This window comes from Luteibacter sp. GL_149 (assembly GCF_057834065.1).
In genome coordinates, this window is record NZ_CM174395.1 from 144,198 (window position 1) to 162,366 (window position 18,169).

Consider the following 18,169-nt stretch of genomic DNA (forward strand, 5'->3'; position numbering starts at 1 on the left):
GTAGGTGGTATCTGACATCACTATCCTGGATGGTCCCCTAGCTTCCAGATTCCCGGTTTTAGATTGTCGGCAGTCATCACATGATCTTAGGGGATAGACGATGGATAGTCTTCGGGTGTTTCGTCCGGACAGCCGCGCGGTTCGGCGCTATTTCACTCATACCCGACGCGCGATCATCTCGACGGTGCTGGCGTTCTTTTTATATTGGTCGATGATCCCACTTGCAGCGGCGCAGGTCATACCTCTCGGTGCCGCGACGACACATAAGTTGATTAACACGCCTCAACACCAGTCTACGACGACGATAAACGACGTTACTGTCGTCGTTTCCGGAACGTGGCGCGGAAACCTGACCGCGCCCAGCGATTCGACAGCAGGCGCATGGGCGGAGGTTTTCGAGCTCCAGCAGGATGCGAGCGGTAACGTGAGCGGAACACGCAAGACCATTCCGCAAACCGATGAGAACGCGTGGTATCTATGGAGCGTCACGGGCACGCTTTCCGGAAACACGCTCACCTTGGTCGACGGCACACTCCAGGGAAAAGGTAGTAGCGCTGGTGGTTCACCTTGCCAGATCACTGCGACCCTCAACGTTTCCGCCGATGCCGCCAGCTTCGACGGACCGTGGACCGCGCCGGCATCCGGTTGTTCGGGCGGTACGATCCACGCCGACCGGTATGGCGGTCCGGCGACCAAGAACCTCGGAAGTGGACTTATCTGCGACGGTGGTCTGGGTACTTCCAAGAGCGGCAACGGCAGCGGAGGCGGCGCCAAGGGCAATGCCGATGGCAGCTCGTGTGCCGAACAGTTCGGCACGGGCATTGTCGGTGAGCCGATCGATGTATCGACGGGCAATTACTTCCTGCAGGAAGAAGACTATTCCGCCGGTCCGTATCTGACCTTCCGGCGTTTCTACAATAGCAGCGGTGCCGTGGCACCCGCGAACATGGGCTTCCGCTGGCGGCATTCGTTCGACCGGTCGCTTCAGTTCGTTGGCAATCCAGTCACCAGCATTGTCCTGCTGCGCCCTGATGGGAAACAGGAGCCGTTCACTGCGGCCAACGGTACGTGGGTTGCGGCGCTGCCTGTCGACGTGCTCACTGAGACGCGAGATGCACAAGGCGCGCTGACCGGTTATTCGGTCTTCATTGGCGGCACACGTCAGACGGAGACCTACAACAAGCAAGGAAAGCTTCTCTCCGTACGGGGTCAAGATGGGCAAGGCATCGACCTGACTTATACCGATGCCGCCACGTCGAGCTTCACCGGCCTGGTCTACACGGTGACGGACCTGCATGGGCGGCAGCTGAAGTTCACTTATGATCGCTACGGGAATGTCGACCAGATTCGGTTGCCAGACGGGAAATTCCTGTCCTACGTCTGGGACACGAAGCACAACGTTCTGTCGTCGGTCCGATACGATGGCTCACGGATCAGAGCCTATGGCACGGGTGAGCCCCCGTATGCGGACTCGAGCATGCAACAGTCGATCACCGGCATTCTCGACGAGCGTGGCAACCGCTACGAAAGCATCTCCTACGATAACCTTGGGCGAGCCATAGCCTCCACGTTCGCCGGTAACGTGGGTACCACGCGCGTGGCCTACAACACAGACGGCACCTCATCCGTTACCTATCCGCTAGGGACCACGGTGACGATCGGGTTCAGCGAGCAAGGCGGTGTGAAGCGCGTCGCCTCCCTCGATAAACCCTGTGGTTCGGACTGTGGGCAGCCATGGAAAGCGCGCACCTACGACGCTAATGGCTTTCCGGGCACCATGACCGACTTCAACGGCGTGCAATCGCAGACGTCCTACGATGCCTACGGCTTGATCCATCAGTGGGTCGAAGCCGTTGGTACTTCCGACGAGCGTCGCACCGTCGTGACCTGGGATTCGGCTTTGCGCCAACCCCTGACGAGCAAAGTTCAGGACAAGAATGGCGCGCTGGCTCGGTCTACAGGCTGGGCATATAACTCGCGGGGGCAAATGCTTGCTCGTTGTGAGATCGACCCGCAGGCGCAAGCCGCTGCGGGCTATATTTGCCAGCCTCAGGGCACCGTCCCGACGGGCGTTCGCCGTTGGTCCTACACCTATTGCGACATTGTGGACACGACGGCATGCCCTCTGATTGGCCTGCTGCTTACAGAAACCGGACCGCGAAAGGACATCGCGCAGACCACAACCTACGCTTATTACATGGCGGACGGGGCATCCTGGTCCCGTGGCGACCTGAAATCGGTAACTAATGCGGCGGCCCAGACAACCCTCTTTGCTTCTTACGACAAGAACGGTTGGTTGTTGCGTAGTATCGACCCGAATGGTGTGGTCACCGACTTCACGTATTACTCGCGTGGATGGTTGCTGACGCGCACGATTCGCGCGAACGCGGACGGGAGCAATTCGTCAGCGGATGCAACTACGAATTTTTACAAAGACGGTACCGGCATGCCGACAGCAGTACAGGATGCCGATCAGGTCTATGTGGCATTCGCCTATGACGCGGCGCATCGCATGACCGACGCTGGTGACGCCGTGACAGCCGTGCACTACACCCTCGATGTCGCAGGCAACCGTCTCAAGGAAGATACTTCCGACGGAAGTTTGATCTTGAAGCGCAGCCTTGGGCGAACGTTCGATGCACGCGGTCAATTGACCTCGGTCGTGGATGGTCTCAACCACACGGTGTTCAACGCCACGTTCGCGGACAGCTACGACCCCATGGGGCAGCTGTTCCACAGCAGCAACGGTCGATCCGTCGAACGGAGGTTCGGTTACGATGCGTTGAGCAGGCTAATTAGTACGGTCGACGACGCCGGCGGCACCGCTGCCGGTACGAAGGATGCTCAGACGGTGACGCAATACGACGTTGCCGATGTGATCGTTGCCAGCAGCGATCCGGAGGGGCTCGTCACCAACTACGAACGCAACGGTTTCGGCGATCCCACCGCGGTCAGCACGCCCGATGCCGGCACATCCACGATGACAGTGGATGAAAACGGACAGACCATACTACGTACGGATGCTCGAGGCATCCAGGCATCCTATGCGTATGACGCCCTGGGTAGGCCGATAGCGGCCACTTTTCCGAATGCGAGCGACAACATCGCGTGGCACTACGATGAGGCAGGTGCCACCACCGGATGCGTCGGCTCGTTCCCAGTCGGCCGCCTGACCCGACGGGTTGAAGCAGCAGTCACCACGACCTACTGCTACGACGCGCACGGCAACATCACCCGGAAGACGCAGGTACAGGGAACGTCGACGGACACGGTTGCGTACGGCTATACGAAGGGCGACCGGGTCGCCTCAATCACTACGCCCGACGGTTCGATACTGACCTATTCGAGGAACGCTCAGGGGCGTGTTAACTCCGTTGTCGTCAGCGTCGGCGGACGGACCACGACTATCGTGGATAGCGTTACGTACCTGCCGATGGGGCCAGTCACGAGCTATCGTCTTGGAAACGGTCAGACCGTGACACGGACCTACGACCTCAACTACCGCCCCAACGACGTTCAGGGCGCCTCCATCAACCTGCACTTTTCGCGCGATGCGATGGGTAACATCGTCAGCATGAAGGATGCGGCCAATGGAAGCGACTTGGAACGCTACGTCTATGATTCCCTCGACAGGCTCGTTTCGGTCACTGATCCGGCTGGCGCCTCGATCGAAGCCTATTCGTACAACAGGACTGGCGACCGACTGAGCAAAACAGGTACAGGCCAAGCTGTTGGCGCTTATGGTTATGAGGCTGGATCCCATCGCCTGACGAGCATCGGTAGCGCTTCTCGCACGTATGACGCGGAAGGCGGTGTATCTGGCATTGCTCAGGCGGGCGAAACCTTCGGTTTTGGATACAGCGGTCGCGCCGATCTCACGGTCGCCCAGCGCAATAGCGATACGGTCGGACGTTATACCTACAACGCCAATGGCGAGCGCGTAGCCAAAGAAGCGATGGGTACCCAGCGTTTTGTGTACAACGAGGCGCGCGATCTGCTTGGCGAGTACGGCACATCAAACCGAACCTACGTGTGGATGGACGATGTGCCGCTTGCGATAGTCGATGGCAGCGGTACATCGGCTGCCATCCATTACATCGGGGCGGATCACCTGGGTACGCCGCGCGCGGTTACCAACGCTTCGGGTTCGCCGGAATGGGCCTGGGCCTTCTCGGGAAATCCGTTCGGTGAGGTTTTACCGAGTTCACCGACGGGGTTGACCATGAATCTGCGTTTCCCTGGGCAGTACTACGACGTGGAGACGGGACAGAGCTACAACCTGCATCGGTACTACGACGCGGCGACCGGACGCTACCAACAGAGCGATCCCCTTGGCCCGACGGCAGGGCCGTCCACGTATGCCTACGTGAATGGCAATCCGATGGGCTACACCGATCCGTTCGGCCTTTGCAGGGATTGTGACCCCGCTGGCACGGCCCCGACTCCACAGGAATACGAACGGAAAGGTAAGCTGGTTTCTAGTGTCAGCGAGGCACACAATCCGTATGGATACGGGAACGCTGGTGGTGCGGTTTTGAATGCCAGCATCCTAATTGACTTCCGACGTGGCGCACGGTTGGACGCTCAGGTTCTCTACAACGGCTCCACCGAATACGCCAACTACGTATTCGGGGTGTACTTGAGTGCTGCCGGGTGGACGCTCAAGCAAGCGCTCGAAGGTGCAGATGACTACGGTAAGCACAGGTCGAGCTATGACGGTCGCTACAAGATGGACCTTAAGTATTCGAACATTCCAGCAGTCAATGTCAGGAACATCACCCATGGCTACAATGACCAACAGAACGGGACGCTCTGTCGCGTCCCAGGGCGGTAATGTAAATCGTATGAAGAAGGGTTGCGCGACAGTTGGCCGGCTACTTCTCTGTGCAGCGGCAGCGATCACGCTGTCGTCCCTATTAACGGGTTGCGGCCCCGATCAGGCGGTTGTCTGGAAAGCGGACGCGAAGTCACAGGATGGAACATGGACGGCGCACGCCGAAACCATTCAGCAAGGCGGACCGGGTAATGCGGCGGTCTTTATCCGCGTTACGCTCGCGCAGAACGGAAACGATCACCAGCAACTTATCGCTGCTTTTACCCCTAAAACGTACCCGGAAGTCACGCCTGACCCTGTGACGATGATTTGGATCAACTCGGAACACATCGATATCGCCTATCGGCCGGATAGCGAGGTGAATTTTCAGGCGGTCAAATCGACAGGCGTCACCATTACCGTTCACCCACGGGACAAATAGAGAGATATCACCCATGGCTACGATTCCAACGGAATGGGTACTCTGTCGCGACTCAGGGCGGTAATGCGAATCGTACGAATAAGGGTTGCGCGACAGTTGGCCGCCTAATTCTCTGCGCAGCGGCAGCGATCATGCTGTTGTCCCTTTTAACGGGGTGCTACTCCGATCAGGCAGTTATCTGGAAAGCGGATTCGACATCGCAGGATGGACGTCGCACGCCGAAACCATCCAGCAAGGCGGCCCGGGTAACGCTTGGGTCTCCACCCAAGTTACGCCCGTGCAGAAGGGACGCGACGATTATCAGCTGATCGCCAGTTTTTCCCATACAAAGGCTGCGTTTCCTGTGCTTGAAGCCGTGGCAATGACCTGGATCAATCCGCAACACCTCGATATCGCCTATCGGCCGGACAGCGAGGTGGATTTTCAAGCAGTAAAGTTGGCAAGCGTTACTATATTACCCTTCACCCACGGGATCGCTAAAGTACGCGCCGATAGCGAAGTCCTTGACCCAATAGATCGCGTTTGCCTCATTCATGACGTAGCAAGCGCCGGCCGGGTGCTGAATTTCAGCGAGATGATCAGGGCCGCGGCGAAAAGAACCAGCGCGCTGCCTCCGAATACGCCCTTCGCGCCACTCATGTCGAACAGGACGCCACCGGCAGCCGCACCCATGGAGATGGCGAATTGCACCGCTGCGACAAACAAGCCGCCACCGCTTTCCGCCTCATCGGGAATAGTCCGTGTAATCCAGGTGGACCAGGCCACGGGCACCGCGCCGAACGCCATGCCCCACAGCGACACCAGCACCGCGTGCGCAACGGGAATCCGCCCCATCGCGACCAGGCAGAACCCGATGAGGGCCATCGCCAACGGCATGACCATCAATGTCAGGCGCAAGCTTCGTTCCAGCAGCAGACCGGCTAGCGAGGTGCCGAGGAAGTTCGCCACGCCGAACCCGAGCAGGATGGCCGAAACACCGGTCACGCCGACACCCGTCACGCCTTCGAGAAAGGGACGCAGATAGGTGAAGAAGGCAAAGTGACCCGTGAACACCAGGGTGCAGGCGATCATGCCCCGGCCCATGCCGGGACGCCGCAGCACTTCGATCAACGTGCCCAGGCGTGTCGCGCCATTGGGCGCCATCCTGGGAAGAGTCAGAAGCTGCAACACCAGGGCCAGCACACCAAGAATGACCGCCAGCAGGAAGACGTTGCGCCAGCCGACGATGCCGTCGAGGTAGCTGCCAAGCGGCGCGGCGGCAATGGTGGCTAGCGACACGCCGCTGAACATGATCGACAGCGCCCGGGGCACCAATGCCTCCGGCACGAGACGCATGGCCGTTGCCGCGGACATCGTCCAGAACCCGCCGATCGCAACGCCAAGCAGCACGCGGCCAGCCAGAATGGCCCACAGGTTCGGGGCGAAAGCGACCAGCAGATTCGAGGCGATCAGCAGCACGGAGAAAGCCAGCAACACCCATCGCCGGTCGATCTTTCGCGTCGCCGTGGCGATCAACAGACTGGTCACCATGGCGACGACGGCCGTCGCGGTTACCGTCTGGCCCGCCATACCTTCGGTGACGCCCAGGCTCGACGCCATCGGCGTCAGCAGGCTGGCCGGCAAGAACTCCGCCGTAACCAGCCCGAAGACGCCAAGCGACAAGGAGAAAACGGCGCCCCAGGCGGGCTTTTCCTCTGCTGGATTCACGGCGTCTTGCACACATGCATTCATTTGTGGGCTTCCATATCTAAAGCGTTTGCGTCGGGGAACGGCAGAGTAGAAGGCGGCTGCCGGACGGTCTATGATGTGGACTCCGCAATAATTGATTATTCGTCCGAGCCCATGGCCACGCCCCTGTCCCAGCCTTCCGACACCTACGACCTGGCCAGCGAGCTGCTCCTGGGGATGCGACTGGTTGGCGTGCAGTACAAGCGGATCGAGATGGCGCCACCGTTCGGCCTTGGTTTCGGCACCGTGCCGGGGCGCGCGCAATTTCACTTCATCGGCCGCGGCCCGGTGTTTCTGCGGAGTGCCAGCGGTGCGCTTCATCGCCTGGAAACGGGCGACGCCGCGTTGTTGCCGCATAGCGGAGCGCACGCGCTTCTCTCGTCCCCGGAGGTTTCCTGCCAGGACATCGCGGTGTTCGAGACGACCGATCTCTGCGCCACCGTTCGCGCCGTCAGGTCAAACACGGACAACGCGGCCTCATGCAGCAGCGGAGCGCTGATCTTCAGCGGCTGCATGGAATTCGATCTGGGCGGCATGCAACTGCTCGTGGCCTCCATGCCCGAAGTGATGCTGGTCGGCACGCTTCTGGATCGCTATCCCGAGCTCCGCGCGATGCTCGATGCGATGGAACGCGAATCGCAGGTCAGGCGCGCGGGCTTCGCCGGCATCCTTGCCCGGCTCGCCGACGTGGTGTCCGCTTTCATCGTGCGCGGATGGGTGGAGTGCGGCTGCGGCGATGCCACCGGCTGGGTGCAAGCGTTGCGCGATCCCCGACTGGGCAAAGTCATCCTCGCGTTGCATCGCGATCCGGGGAGAAACTGGACCGTCGCGGAGCTTGCAGCGGAAATGGATAGTTCCCGCTCCGTGTTCGCGGAGCGCTTCCTTGCCGTGACCGGCATGACTCCCGTTCGCTATCTGACGGAGTTGCGCATGCGTCTGGCAACGCAGTGGATCGGTCACGACCGGCAATCGATCGAAACCGTTGCGTTCCGGTTGGGCTATGGCTCGCTGGCCGCTTTCAGCCGCGCCTTCAAGCGCATCGTGGGTCAGCCGCCCGGCGCATTGCGTACTCAGGCTAACGCGGCGGACTAGTCCTTGGCGGACTCTGGCGCTTTAAGGCCAGTACCAGCCATGCCACCAGGGCGATCAGGTCGAGCCAGACGAACCAGTCGCCCCATCGCGCATACAGCGTGTGCGTTTCGCGCAGGGGCAGATCGCCCACCAGTAAGGCGTCGTGCTTTTCGCTGGAAGCCTCCGCCACCACGCGACCGCGATCGTCGCTCAGCGTAAGGCGGCCGGACCGGGCCACACGTGCGATGGCGAAACCGCTTTCCACGCCACGCATGATCGCCATACGGCTATGAAGCCAGCCGTCAATGCTGAAATCCCACGCGGGTACGAGCAGCAATTGCGCATCGCGTAACGCATAGGCGCGGCCGATATCGTGGAAATCCATATCCTTGCAAATTGCCAATCCGATGCGTGGCGTGCCGGCAAGCAAGGTATAGCTGTCACCCGGCGTGTACTGGTGTTCGAACCCGGGTATCAGATGATGCTTGTCGTATGTGACTGGCGAGATGGCGCTGGGCTGGAATACCGTCAGCATGTTCCGTTCGGCGCGCGGATCGCCCTTGAAATCGATGCCAACGCCCACGGTCATATCGTGCTTCGTCGCCAGTGCCGCGAACGTCGGGATGGTCGCATCGGTCGTGGCGAAGGATGTTTCCGGAATCACCGCTATCCGGGCACCCGCGTTCGCGAGGCGGTCGATGGCGTCGACGTAGCGCGTCGCCAGCGTCTGGCCATCCGTATCGTTCAAGGAGGGTCGGATCGGTTTTTCCAGCGATACCAATCCGATGCGCAGCGTCGTCAAAGGCGGCGTGTGCAATCGCCAGCTGCCGCAGGCGACGGTAACGACGATCGACATTACGGCTATCGCAGCGACCGCAATGCGGCCGCGTTTCGTGGCTTGCGGCGCCGCTTGCACGGCGATGGCGGTTGGCAACAAAAGCACCAGGAAGCCGATGCCCCAGATGCCCGTGACGGCGGCAACCTGAAGCATGGGAAGGGCATCCATCTGCGTGTAGCCGACGCTGCCGAACGTGCCATGCGGCGAAAGCAGGCTGTTGACGTATTCGACGGCAACCCATGCCGTCGGCATAGCCAGTGTCGCCGCCACGATGTGGCTACGCAGCAGCAATCGCCGGAATAGCAGAACGCATAACGTCAGTGCGAGACTGGGCATGCCGATGGCGTACACGATGATCGGCAGAGGCAACCCGATATACGTGTGCAGATAAGCCCACTGATTGAGACCGCCGACCGCAAACGCCACAAGAGCTGCCAGCGCCGCCCAGGGTGCACGAACCCGAGGGGCAAGCCACAACACCGGTAGCGGCGCGAGCCAGGTCAGCCACCATATCGGTTGCAGCCCACTGCCGAACCACCAGCCCAGCGCCGCCAATGCCGTCGCTATACACCAGGCAGGCCGTGCGAAACCATCATGCTTTGATGCCATCGATCAACCTCCCCAGCGATTGTGCGTAGAAGGCGCGAAACTGCGCTTCGTCGAAACTGAAGCGTTCGGCGCGATAGAGTGCGATCAGGCCATGTTGTTGCGCCCATAAAGCCATCGTGACGTCGTAGGGGTCGTCTTGTTTCAGCACGCCCTGGGCCATGCCTTCGATGACCGCGTCGAGCGCGACGTTGAAGGTGGGTGAAAGGCCAGCTCGAAAATCCTCGGGATAGCGCCGCGCATCGTCGCGACGCACAGAAAAAGCGTGGTCGAAAAGATGCGGATGCGCCAGCGCGTAATCGAGATACGGTTCCACCAGCGCCGTCAGCCGCGTAAGCACATCGGGGCTATGGTCGCGGCGCGCTTCCCACTCGTGTGCGACCGCGTTGAAGCTATCGTCGGAAAGCCTCTTCAGTAGCGCTTCGCGGGTAGGAAAATGACGATAGATCGCCATCGGCGTAATGCCTACCGCATCGGCTACGCGGCGCATGGTCACGGCTTCCGCGCCCTTGCGGTCGAATAGCCTGTGCGCTACCCGGAGGATCTTTTCGGCTGTGGACAGACGAGTCATGTATACAGCGTATACTTGAAGGCCGAGGCGATGCAATCCCCCGGGCTTCGATTGCTGAATCGCCAGTAGCGCGCGTTGTTTGCGGGTGAGGACATCGGTGAATGATTCGCTTGCCACCTCCGCCCCGGCGTCCCGGATTCCCTGTGAGAGCGCTCTTGAGCGCGATAGCCGACGGAGCGACGATGCCACGCGTTGCAACGCTAGCCCATGGATCGGGGCTGGCGAATGTGAGCGTCCGTTTCTACGCTGCGTCGGTTTTCGCGCTCAAAGAGCGCTCCTACAAGGGGATCGCTATCGGGTTAGCACCCCGCTCTCGCATTCAAGAACTGTCACCGCGAGCTTCTCTACTCGCTCGCTGAAGGTATATCGGGGCCGTCTTGAGGGGGCGGCGGTAGCGTTCTGAGGAAGAACATCCTCGCGTCGTCGTTGGCATACCGGCGTGCGGGGTCGACAGCGTTGTGCGGTTGGCCTGGCATGATCAACAACTCGAATCGTTTGTCCGCACGGATAAGGGCATCGGCCATTCGCATCGTGGACGATAGCGACGCGTCGATATCGCTGGTGCCGTGCATGATGCGAAGCGCGCCATGAAGGCGGTGGGCGATCAGTTCGTTGGAGCCGGCTTTATAAGCTTCCGGATTTACGCCCGGGAGCCCGAGATTGGGTTCGTTGACCAACGCATCTTCGTCCAGCGCGCCGGGTGCCCCCGCGTAACCAGCTTTGAAAAAATCCGGTGCGGTAAGCATGCCGCGCAGCGCGAAATAGCCACCCCAGGAATAGCCATAGATGCCGACCTTGTCCATATCCATATAAGGCCGGGTTGCCGCCGCCTGTCGCAATGCTGCGACGTGATCGGGGATTTCCGTTTGACCCACCCGGCCGTAATTCACGTCCTGAAAGGCTTTGCCGCGCCCCGGTGTGCCGCGCGCATCGAGCACCAATGTGATGTAACCCAGCTGAGCCAGTGCGGCGGCGGCATTAGGGCTGGCTTCGCCCGATCCCGCGTAAGACCAGGGCACTACCGTGATGAACGGACCGGCATAGATGCAATCGATGACCGGATAGCGTTTGCGCGGATCGAAGTTCCACGGTTTGTACAGCACGCCATACAACGGTGTCACGCCGTCGGCGGCAAGTACGGTGATGCCTTCGGGCGGCGCATAGTGGATTTTCGCCAAAGCACTGGCATCCGCCTTCGCATAGCGAAATGACATCTTGCCGTCGACGGCGTTCACATCCCATACCCGCGGCTGCGTACGCGTGGCATGGCCATCGATGTAATAGCGCATCGATGGCGATGGAATAATGCGATGGATGCCTGGGTCTGGCGTCAACCGTTCCATGGCGCTTCCATCCAGGGCCGCCCGATACAGCAGGCGATCATAGGGAGCGCTCTTGTCGGCGGAAGCAACCACCAGAACGGCCTGCTTGTCCGGTGTCAGCCCGATCACCCGATGCACCGGAAAGTTTCCGCGGGTGACCTGACGTATGAGCTTGCCGTTGTAGTCGTATAAATAAACGTGGCGCCAGCCGTCGCGTTCCGATATCCACAGGAAATGCCGATTGTCATCCAGCGGGGTCACCTGCATCGCCCAGCCTTCCGTGGCGAAGTCGAGCGCGCCCACAAAACTTTGCGGCCGTTCTTCGTGCAACACAAGGCGAGTCTTGCCACTACGAGGATCGACCGCCGACAGGTCCAGCCGTTTGCCGTCGCGCGATAGTTGGAGCAGCAAGGCTTCGCTGCCGTCTGGACGCCATCCGGCTAACCAGTTGTAGGTTTCACCATCGGGCATCGACATTCGTGCGACTCGCCCGGTTGCCGGATCGACGGCATAGAGCTCCTGACGAACAAGAGGTGTTCCTGATTTGGCGTACGGCACCATCGCTACCTTCTCGATGGCGCTGGAGTAGTCGACGATCGGTATTTTGTGCACGGCGCGACTGTCGTTGCGCCAGGCCATCAACACTCGGCTATCCGGCGACCAGGCTTTTGGGGGAATCTGCCATTCATGGTTTTCCTGGCCGGTGCGCTCGACAAGCGCATGGCCATCGGCGTTCACTACAGCGAATCCTGTCTCTCGTTGTATCGCGAAGGCCTTCCGGTCAGAGGAAGCGACGCTATCGGGCGACAGCGCCAGGGCAAGCGGATCGGTCGGTGCGAGCGCCGTGACGCGTCGGCTGGAGAGAGTCAGCGCATAAGCGCGATTCAGATGCCGGAAGACGATCTGTTGCTGGTCAGGCGATATTGCATAAGGGGGATTGCTCGGCGCCGCCATCTGCTTTCCGGCGATGCGATTCAACTGCGCGTGCAGATCGGCACCATCGATCAACGGTTCGTCCGTACCAGTGCGCGCATCCACCATCACCCAGGTATCGGGATGCGACCCTGTTGCCGACCAGTACACGAAGCGGTCGCTGTCGCGAAGCCACTGGGGACTGACCAACGTGTCCTTGATCCGCTCGGGGTAGCGATAGTGCTGTTCGGCGAAGTCGAGGCGTGCCTGTAGTGCTTTGTCTTTGTCGGCGCTATTGCCGATGGCGGAAGCGCTTGAGACCGGACCGGTGTCGGCGAGTGCAGGCGGCGACACCGCGCCAAGAAACGCCATCCAAAAACTGGCGAACAGTAGAGGCTTCATAAGGAATCCCGACGGCATAAGTGTGACGGTCGACGCACCGGTGCACGTCGACCGGCGTGGGCATCGCACACGTCACCGATACGCAGCCTGATATCGTCCGATATGCGAATCATTCTAGGTGGACCCATCATGTAGTACCAATATATCCTCGAGTATCTATCGATACTCAGGGAGTATGGATCGTGGAGTTCCGCCAATTGCAGTTATTCGTTGCGGTAGCCGAGGAGCTGCACTTCAGCCGGGCGGCGGAGCGCGTCCGCATGGCTCAGCCGCCTTTCAGTCAGCAGATCCGCAAACTGGAAATGGAGCTGGGAACCCAGCTGCTGGTGCGCTCGAGTCGTCGCGTCACGCTGACGCCAGCCGGCACGCATCTGTTGGAACAGGCACGGGCGTTGCTCGCCAAGCGAGCCGAAGTCGTAGCCTTCGTGCAGCGCGTGGCCGAAGGGGAGGCCGGTCTGCTGCGCGTCGGATTCGGTGCGTCATCCGCATTCGGCGTACTTCCGGGAATCGTCCAACGTTTTCGCGCCAGACATCCTCATGTCGTACTGCGGCTGGATGATCGCGATGCACTCGACATCGGTGCGGCACTGGTCAATGGCGACCTGGACATCGCGATCGTTCGCGCGCCGTTTCAACACGTTGGTGTCGATGTCGAATTGTTGTCGCGGGAGCGCTTTGTGCTGGCGGTGCCAGCGGGGCATGCACTAGCGAAGAAAAAGCGCGTAACGCTTACCTCGCTGGCGGCTGAGCCCTTCATTCTGTTTCCGCGGCACGTGGCGCCCAGTCTGCACGACACCATCACGAGCCTGTGCATCGAAGCTGGCTTCTCACCTCATATCGTTCATGAGGCGAGTTCCTGGCCATCCGTCATCAGTCTGGTCAAAGCGGGTCTGGGTATTACGATCGCACCCGATTCGGCCAGGGCCGTGCTGCCGGGCGGCGTTGTCTTCAAGGCGCTGCCGGACATCCCGGAGCGTGCCGAGTTGCTTCTGGCGTACCCACGACAAGCCCTTTCACCCGTAGCGGCACATTTTTGCGCGGCCGCCAGAATGCGTAACCGATAAAACGGTCGACAACGCGGACGATTCTTTTATAGGAGTGCTTTCAATCGCGATCCCTGAGTGCCGGGTGCGGATTCGAATGACTACGGTGCCTTTCAAGCAGGCAAAGTCATTGCTTCAGGGTAGGGAACATTGCCGTATGCCGGGGATCGTCATTCGATGGACGGCTTCAGCGCTTTGGCGGCTTCATTGGCAATCTCGTCCTGCACCTTCAGCTTATCGCCCAAGGGGCGATCATAGGTTTCAGACCAAACCACGAAACCGTCGCCGGCACGAACCAGTCGCGCCGAGACGCGCATGGTGCTGCCGGATTTACGCACGCTTCCATCGAGCACATAGATCACGCCGAGCGATCTGGCGATGTCGGCCACCGGCACCTGCTTGTCCTTGTAATAGAACGAAGAAGTCGGCGCCGATACGTGCAGGCCTGGATATTTGCTCAGCTTGTCGATCAGCTCCTCCGTCATGCCATCGGCAAAGGGCTCTTCGTTCATGGCATCGGTCAGATCGAGAAAGGGCAGTACGGCAATCGACTTTGAACTCCGCGCCACCTCGGTCGAGGCAACGGCCTGGGCGGAGGAGCGGTCGCGGAGGAACAGATACGAAGTGGCAAGGGCGCCCAGAAGCAGAACGGCTCCGGCGATCAGTGCGATACGCATCGGAGGGCGCATACCCATTCCCGATACGCCATCACGCGGCGGCATGGATGTTCCGACGAGGACGGCCGGTGCGTCGGCGTGCGTAACGGATTCATCCGCTTGCGCGTCGACGGGCGCGATCAGGCGATATCCGCGTCGCGGTACCGTTGCGATATAGGTCGGTTTCCTGGAATCGTCTCCCAGAAGGCGGCGCAGCGAAGTCACCGCCTGATAGACCGAGTCGGGTGTGACGATAACGCCCGTCCAGACCTCGCTCAGCAAGTCGTCGATGCTGACCACTTCGCCGGCCTTGTCGGCCAGGCATAGCAGGAGCCGCATGGTGCGGGTTTCCAGCCGAATGGTTTCTTCCCCGCGCGACATCTTGTCGGCCATCGGATGGACGGTCCAATCGCCGATGCGTAGCGTTGCCCTGGCTGGGCGTTCCCTTTCAGACGGCATATAACTCAATAAGTTATCGCCATAAACGCATGGCTCGCCGATCTTCGCATCAACGTTCCCGGACGACAACAACCACGATCCGCGATGAGCGATTCAGAAGTCTTCAGGCCGATTCAGAGCGATTTCAGGACTTCCCGTGGGCAAATGAGCACAGTGCTTCCGGACGTCCTTATCCATCACCGGAGTTCGCCGCATGATCCGCCGCTCTGCTTTCGCCGCCGTGTTCGCCCTTGCATCCTTCTCGCTCTGCGCCACGACCTACACGTTGGAATCCAACCATGCGGAGGGGACCATTCGGTGGGGCCATCTGGGCTTCTCGTATCCGACCGCGCAGTTCAGCCGGGTCGAGGGCACGCTGGAATTCGACCCGGCCGATCCGGCCAGGGCGTTCGTGAAGGCCACGGTCCAGCTGGCCAACGTGAGCAGCGGCGTGCCCGATCTGGACGAGAATCTTCGCTCGGCCGCGTTCTTCGATCTGGCGAGGTATCCGACCGCGACCTTCGAAAGCACCAGGGTAGAGAAAACCTCGATGCCGGATCGACTCAAGGTCACGGGCAACTTCAGCGTGCGTGGCGTAACCAGGCCAGTGACGCTCGACGTCACCATCAACAAGATTGGAACGAATCCGAGGCTCAACTTGCCCGCCGTCGGTTTTGAAGCGACGACCACGCTGAAGCGCTCGGATTTCGGCCTGGGCAAGTTCGTCCCTCAGGTCAGCGACGAGGTCACGATCCACATTACCTGCCAGGCCAACGAAGCAAAGGGTTATGCGGCGTATCTGAAAGCAGAAGCCGAGGAAGCGGCTGCGGACGCCAGGACGGCGACAAAGAAATAGCCACGGCCATTGTCGTTTCCACGCGTGCAGCGATCGGAATCCGTGACACCCTCTTATAGAGAAATTACCTATGCGCGTTATGGCGTTTGTGTTAACGAGTTGTCTCATCGGCGCGTATATGCCGGGACTGGCCCCTGCTTCGGAGACTCTCTCCGCGCCATCGATTCTGAAGCGCGCGACGGACCAGCTGGTGCTTCCACCCCGCACGGTCGCTGTTGAACTAGAGATGCGCGGTACGCGCTATTCGCCCGAGCAAGCACGCGATCCCGGCACGGCGGTAGCGCAGATCGGTGCGCAGCAATCTGTGCTTTGGTCCAACGACGGGCACTACCGGCTAAAGACCGACACGCACTACCCCGGCAACATTGAATTTCGTTTTCTCACCATTGGTTCGCGCGATGGCGAAGCCACCGTGGATCCGATGCACTGGCGCGAAGGCATTGAGATTCTCCGCGACCCGGCGGATCGGGCCAGGATCGACGGCGCGGATCTGTTGCTCCTGTCGCCCGCCCTGTTACTCAACGACGCCATAGCTCGCGAAGCGGTAGCCAGCAGCGGCGCGGACGGCGTGACAGTGACATATGAAGACGATGCCAAACGCGCCGTCAAACTCACGATCGAACTTCTGCACGCACAAGTCGTTGCCGCGGAAGTGGACAAGGACCGCTACACCTATGCCGATTATCGGGTTCAAGAGAAGCTGAGCCAGCCGTCTCACGTGCAACGCTTCCGTAATGGACAGCGTATTGCGGACTGGACGGCCGTTTCAGCCCGACCGTTGGCCACGATCCCGCCCGCTGCTTTTCAGTTGCCCGATGGCTACGTGGAAAAGCAGTCCCGCGGCGCATTGCGTGCCACCGATCTTGGCCACGGCGCCTGGCGGGTCGACGGCACACCGTCGGGATACCACACCGGCTTCGTCGTGGGCGAGCAATCCATTGCCGTGTTCGATGCTCCGGTCGGTATCGAAGAAGCCAGACAGGTCAAGGCGCTGATCCAGCGAACCGCACCCGGCAAGCCGATAGCCTATGTCGTCGTGTCGCACGTCCACGGGGATCATGTGGCGGGGTTGCCGGTCTATGCCGGTGACGGCGCGCAGGTGCTTGCCGGTGCTCGGGCCGGGATGGCGCTCCGTCGTCAGTTCGGCGACAAGGTAGATCTGCATCTACAGGAAATCACCCGCGCCCGCGAACTGGATCTGGGTTATGTCAAGGTCATGGTTTACCCACTCGCCAGCACACACGCATCCACCATGCTGGTGGGCTATGCACTGCAGGCGCGAACTCTTTTTCAGGGCGATCTTTTCTATCTGCCTGAAGTGGGTCCGATTCCTCCTGCCTTCGAGGGCGGCAAAGAACTGGCCGGATTGATCGCACAACAGAAGCTCGCGGTCGATCGTATCGTCGGCGTGCATGGCCGAAGCGGCGATGCCGGCGACCTGTCCGAATCGATCAGGCTGCACTACCCGGACAAGAGAAGCGGCGCCTTGTGAGGCCTCTATGTGTCCGTTTTCCGAAGCCACCTCTTTTCAAGCAGACAACCAATGCTCCGCCGTGCCGTTGCGCAAGAGCGGAGCCAACATGCGCCTGAGTTTTCGTCGCCGCGACAGCGAGCCGCTGAACAGGTAGTTCGAGCCGTCCGTCAAGTTGCACAGGGCCAGTACCTGGAATTTTCCTTGCTCATGGTGACCGGCGGCTACGATGCGATCGCCGTTCTGGAGAAACAGGTGGTCGGGCCAGCGGGCCAGCGGGCCAGAGGTGTCGCGGACTCGCTTACGTCGATCTCGATTTCGTTGAAGTACCGGGTGGTAACGTAGGACGGAGCATCTCCCGTGCTTGTCCCACCCTCGACGCCCACGGTGCGATCCCGCACTCTGGCAATCGTTACGCTGATGCTGACCGGCTCAATTGGCATGGGTTAGCGCCTTCCGCAAATTCAGGTAGGCGCGATAGGCGCGCACACGACGCGGTCGAAGAAGGCTGACGATATCCGCCATTCCGAACGCCGCGAACACCATGCTGGCAAGTGTCGCAATCATCAGCACGAGCGTTACCGGCAACAGAACGGCGAAAACAAATGTTGGCAACCGGTTGATCCAGGGCCAGCCGAAAAACAATGCAAGCCCCAGCAACGCTGCAAGCAGAATAAACAGCAGGGATATCCCCGCGCGCTTGAACGTGGCCGGTTCCAGCGCGTCGCCCGTGTCGTGGATATAGAGCCAGTACAGGCCGCCGCGACCGCGCGAGACATGGGTAGCCACCGTTACTCGCGCCGGCAACCGGGCATGGCGCAATACCGTCCCGGCCTCTTTGCTGCTGGCGAAACGGCTGGCCGTACAGAAATACCAACGGCCGTCGATACGTAAGCGATACAGTCGGGCGGACTCGCCCAATCGTCCGCGGACGAGATTGCCTTCGACGCTATCGAGCTGTCCGTCGACGATCATATGCTGGTTGCTTCCCGTCATAAGT

At 60.5% G+C, this 18,169-nt stretch carries 13 protein-coding genes; 7 read left to right on the top strand and 6 right to left on the bottom strand.

Annotated elements, in window-relative coordinates; translation table 11 throughout:
• Positions 1 to 100: 100 nt before the first annotated feature.
• Complete coding sequence (locus tag AC3IR3_RS00615; RefSeq protein ID WP_489195136.1) at positions 101 to 4,834, top strand: RHS repeat-associated core domain-containing protein; 4,734 nt, start codon at positions 101 to 103, stop codon at positions 4,832 to 4,834.
• Positions 4,835 to 4,844: 10 nt separating this feature from the next.
• Entirely contained in the window at positions 4,845 to 5,255 is a 411-nt protein-coding gene (locus tag AC3IR3_RS00620) for a hypothetical protein (protein WP_489195137.1), read from the top strand.
• Between the two features lie 531 nt (positions 5,256 to 5,786).
• On the opposite strand, the gene AC3IR3_RS00625 is transcribed toward AC3IR3_RS00620, so the two are convergent.
• Positions 5,787 to 6,986, bottom strand: a complete 1,200-nt coding sequence (locus AC3IR3_RS00625) for an MFS transporter (RefSeq protein WP_489195138.1) — start codon at positions 6,984 to 6,986, stop codon at positions 5,787 to 5,789.
• Positions 6,987 to 7,097: 111 nt separating this feature from the next.
• Between AC3IR3_RS00625 and AC3IR3_RS00630 the strand changes: the two genes are divergently transcribed.
• Positions 7,098 to 8,075 carry an AraC family transcriptional regulator gene (locus AC3IR3_RS00630; RefSeq protein ID WP_489195139.1) on the top strand — a complete coding sequence of 326 codons (978 nt, stop codon included), beginning with the start codon at positions 7,098 to 7,100 and terminating at the stop codon, positions 8,073 to 8,075.
• On the opposite strand, the gene AC3IR3_RS00635 is transcribed toward AC3IR3_RS00630, so the two are convergent.
• From AC3IR3_RS00635 to AC3IR3_RS00645, 3 genes are all read right to left on the bottom strand, one after another.
• Positions 8,059 to 9,501 carry a nitrilase-related carbon-nitrogen hydrolase gene (locus AC3IR3_RS00635; RefSeq protein ID WP_489195140.1) on the bottom strand — a complete coding sequence of 481 codons (1,443 nt, stop codon included), beginning with the start codon at positions 9,499 to 9,501 and terminating at the stop codon, positions 8,059 to 8,061. The genes AC3IR3_RS00630 and AC3IR3_RS00635 overlap by 17 nt on opposite strands.
• Positions 9,485 to 10,069, bottom strand: a complete 585-nt coding sequence (locus AC3IR3_RS00640) for a TetR/AcrR family transcriptional regulator (RefSeq protein ID WP_489195141.1) — start codon at positions 10,067 to 10,069, stop codon at positions 9,485 to 9,487. The genes AC3IR3_RS00635 and AC3IR3_RS00640 overlap by 17 nt, the downstream gene beginning before the upstream one ends.
• Positions 10,070 to 10,413: 344 nt before the next feature.
• Positions 10,414 to 12,705 (bottom strand): S9 family peptidase, encoded by a 2,292-nt coding sequence (locus AC3IR3_RS00645; protein ID WP_489195142.1) that lies wholly within the window; start codon positions 12,703 to 12,705, stop codon positions 10,414 to 10,416.
• A 182-nt stretch (positions 12,706 to 12,887) separates the two neighbouring features.
• Between AC3IR3_RS00645 and AC3IR3_RS00650 the strand changes: the two genes are divergently transcribed.
• On the top strand, positions 12,888 to 13,769 hold the full coding sequence (locus tag AC3IR3_RS00650; RefSeq protein ID WP_489195143.1) for a LysR family transcriptional regulator: 882 nt from the start codon (positions 12,888 to 12,890) through the stop codon (positions 13,767 to 13,769).
• A gap of 149 nt (positions 13,770 to 13,918) precedes the next feature.
• On the opposite strand, the gene AC3IR3_RS00655 is transcribed toward AC3IR3_RS00650, so the two are convergent.
• Entirely contained in the window at positions 13,919 to 14,797 is an 879-nt protein-coding gene (locus AC3IR3_RS00655; protein WP_489195144.1) for a winged helix-turn-helix domain-containing protein, read from the bottom strand.
• 259 nt (positions 14,798 to 15,056) lie between these two features.
• Here AC3IR3_RS00655 and AC3IR3_RS00660 point away from each other — a divergent pair, with 259 nt between their 5' ends.
• From AC3IR3_RS00660 to AC3IR3_RS00670, 3 genes are all read left to right on the top strand, one after another.
• Positions 15,057 to 15,698 carry a YceI family protein gene (locus AC3IR3_RS00660; RefSeq protein WP_489195145.1) on the top strand — a complete coding sequence of 214 codons (642 nt, stop codon included), beginning with the start codon at positions 15,057 to 15,059 and terminating at the stop codon, positions 15,696 to 15,698.
• A gap of 190 nt (positions 15,699 to 15,888) precedes the next feature.
• On the top strand, positions 15,889 to 17,190 hold the full coding sequence (locus AC3IR3_RS00665) for an MBL fold metallo-hydrolase (protein ID WP_489195146.1): 1,302 nt from the start codon (positions 15,889 to 15,891) through the stop codon (positions 17,188 to 17,190).
• A gap of 183 nt (positions 17,191 to 17,373) precedes the next feature.
• Complete coding sequence (locus AC3IR3_RS00670) at positions 17,374 to 17,514, top strand: hypothetical protein (protein ID WP_489195147.1); 141 nt, start codon at positions 17,374 to 17,376, stop codon at positions 17,512 to 17,514.
• An 87-nt stretch (positions 17,515 to 17,601) separates the two neighbouring features.
• Here the strand turns inward: AC3IR3_RS00670 and AC3IR3_RS00675 are convergent, their stop codons facing one another.
• The gene (locus AC3IR3_RS00675; RefSeq protein WP_489195148.1) at positions 17,602 to 18,165 is read right to left on the bottom strand and encodes a hypothetical protein; all 564 of its coding nucleotides are present in this window, start codon (positions 18,163 to 18,165) and stop codon (positions 17,602 to 17,604) included.
• Positions 18,166 to 18,169: the final 4 nt, after the last annotated feature.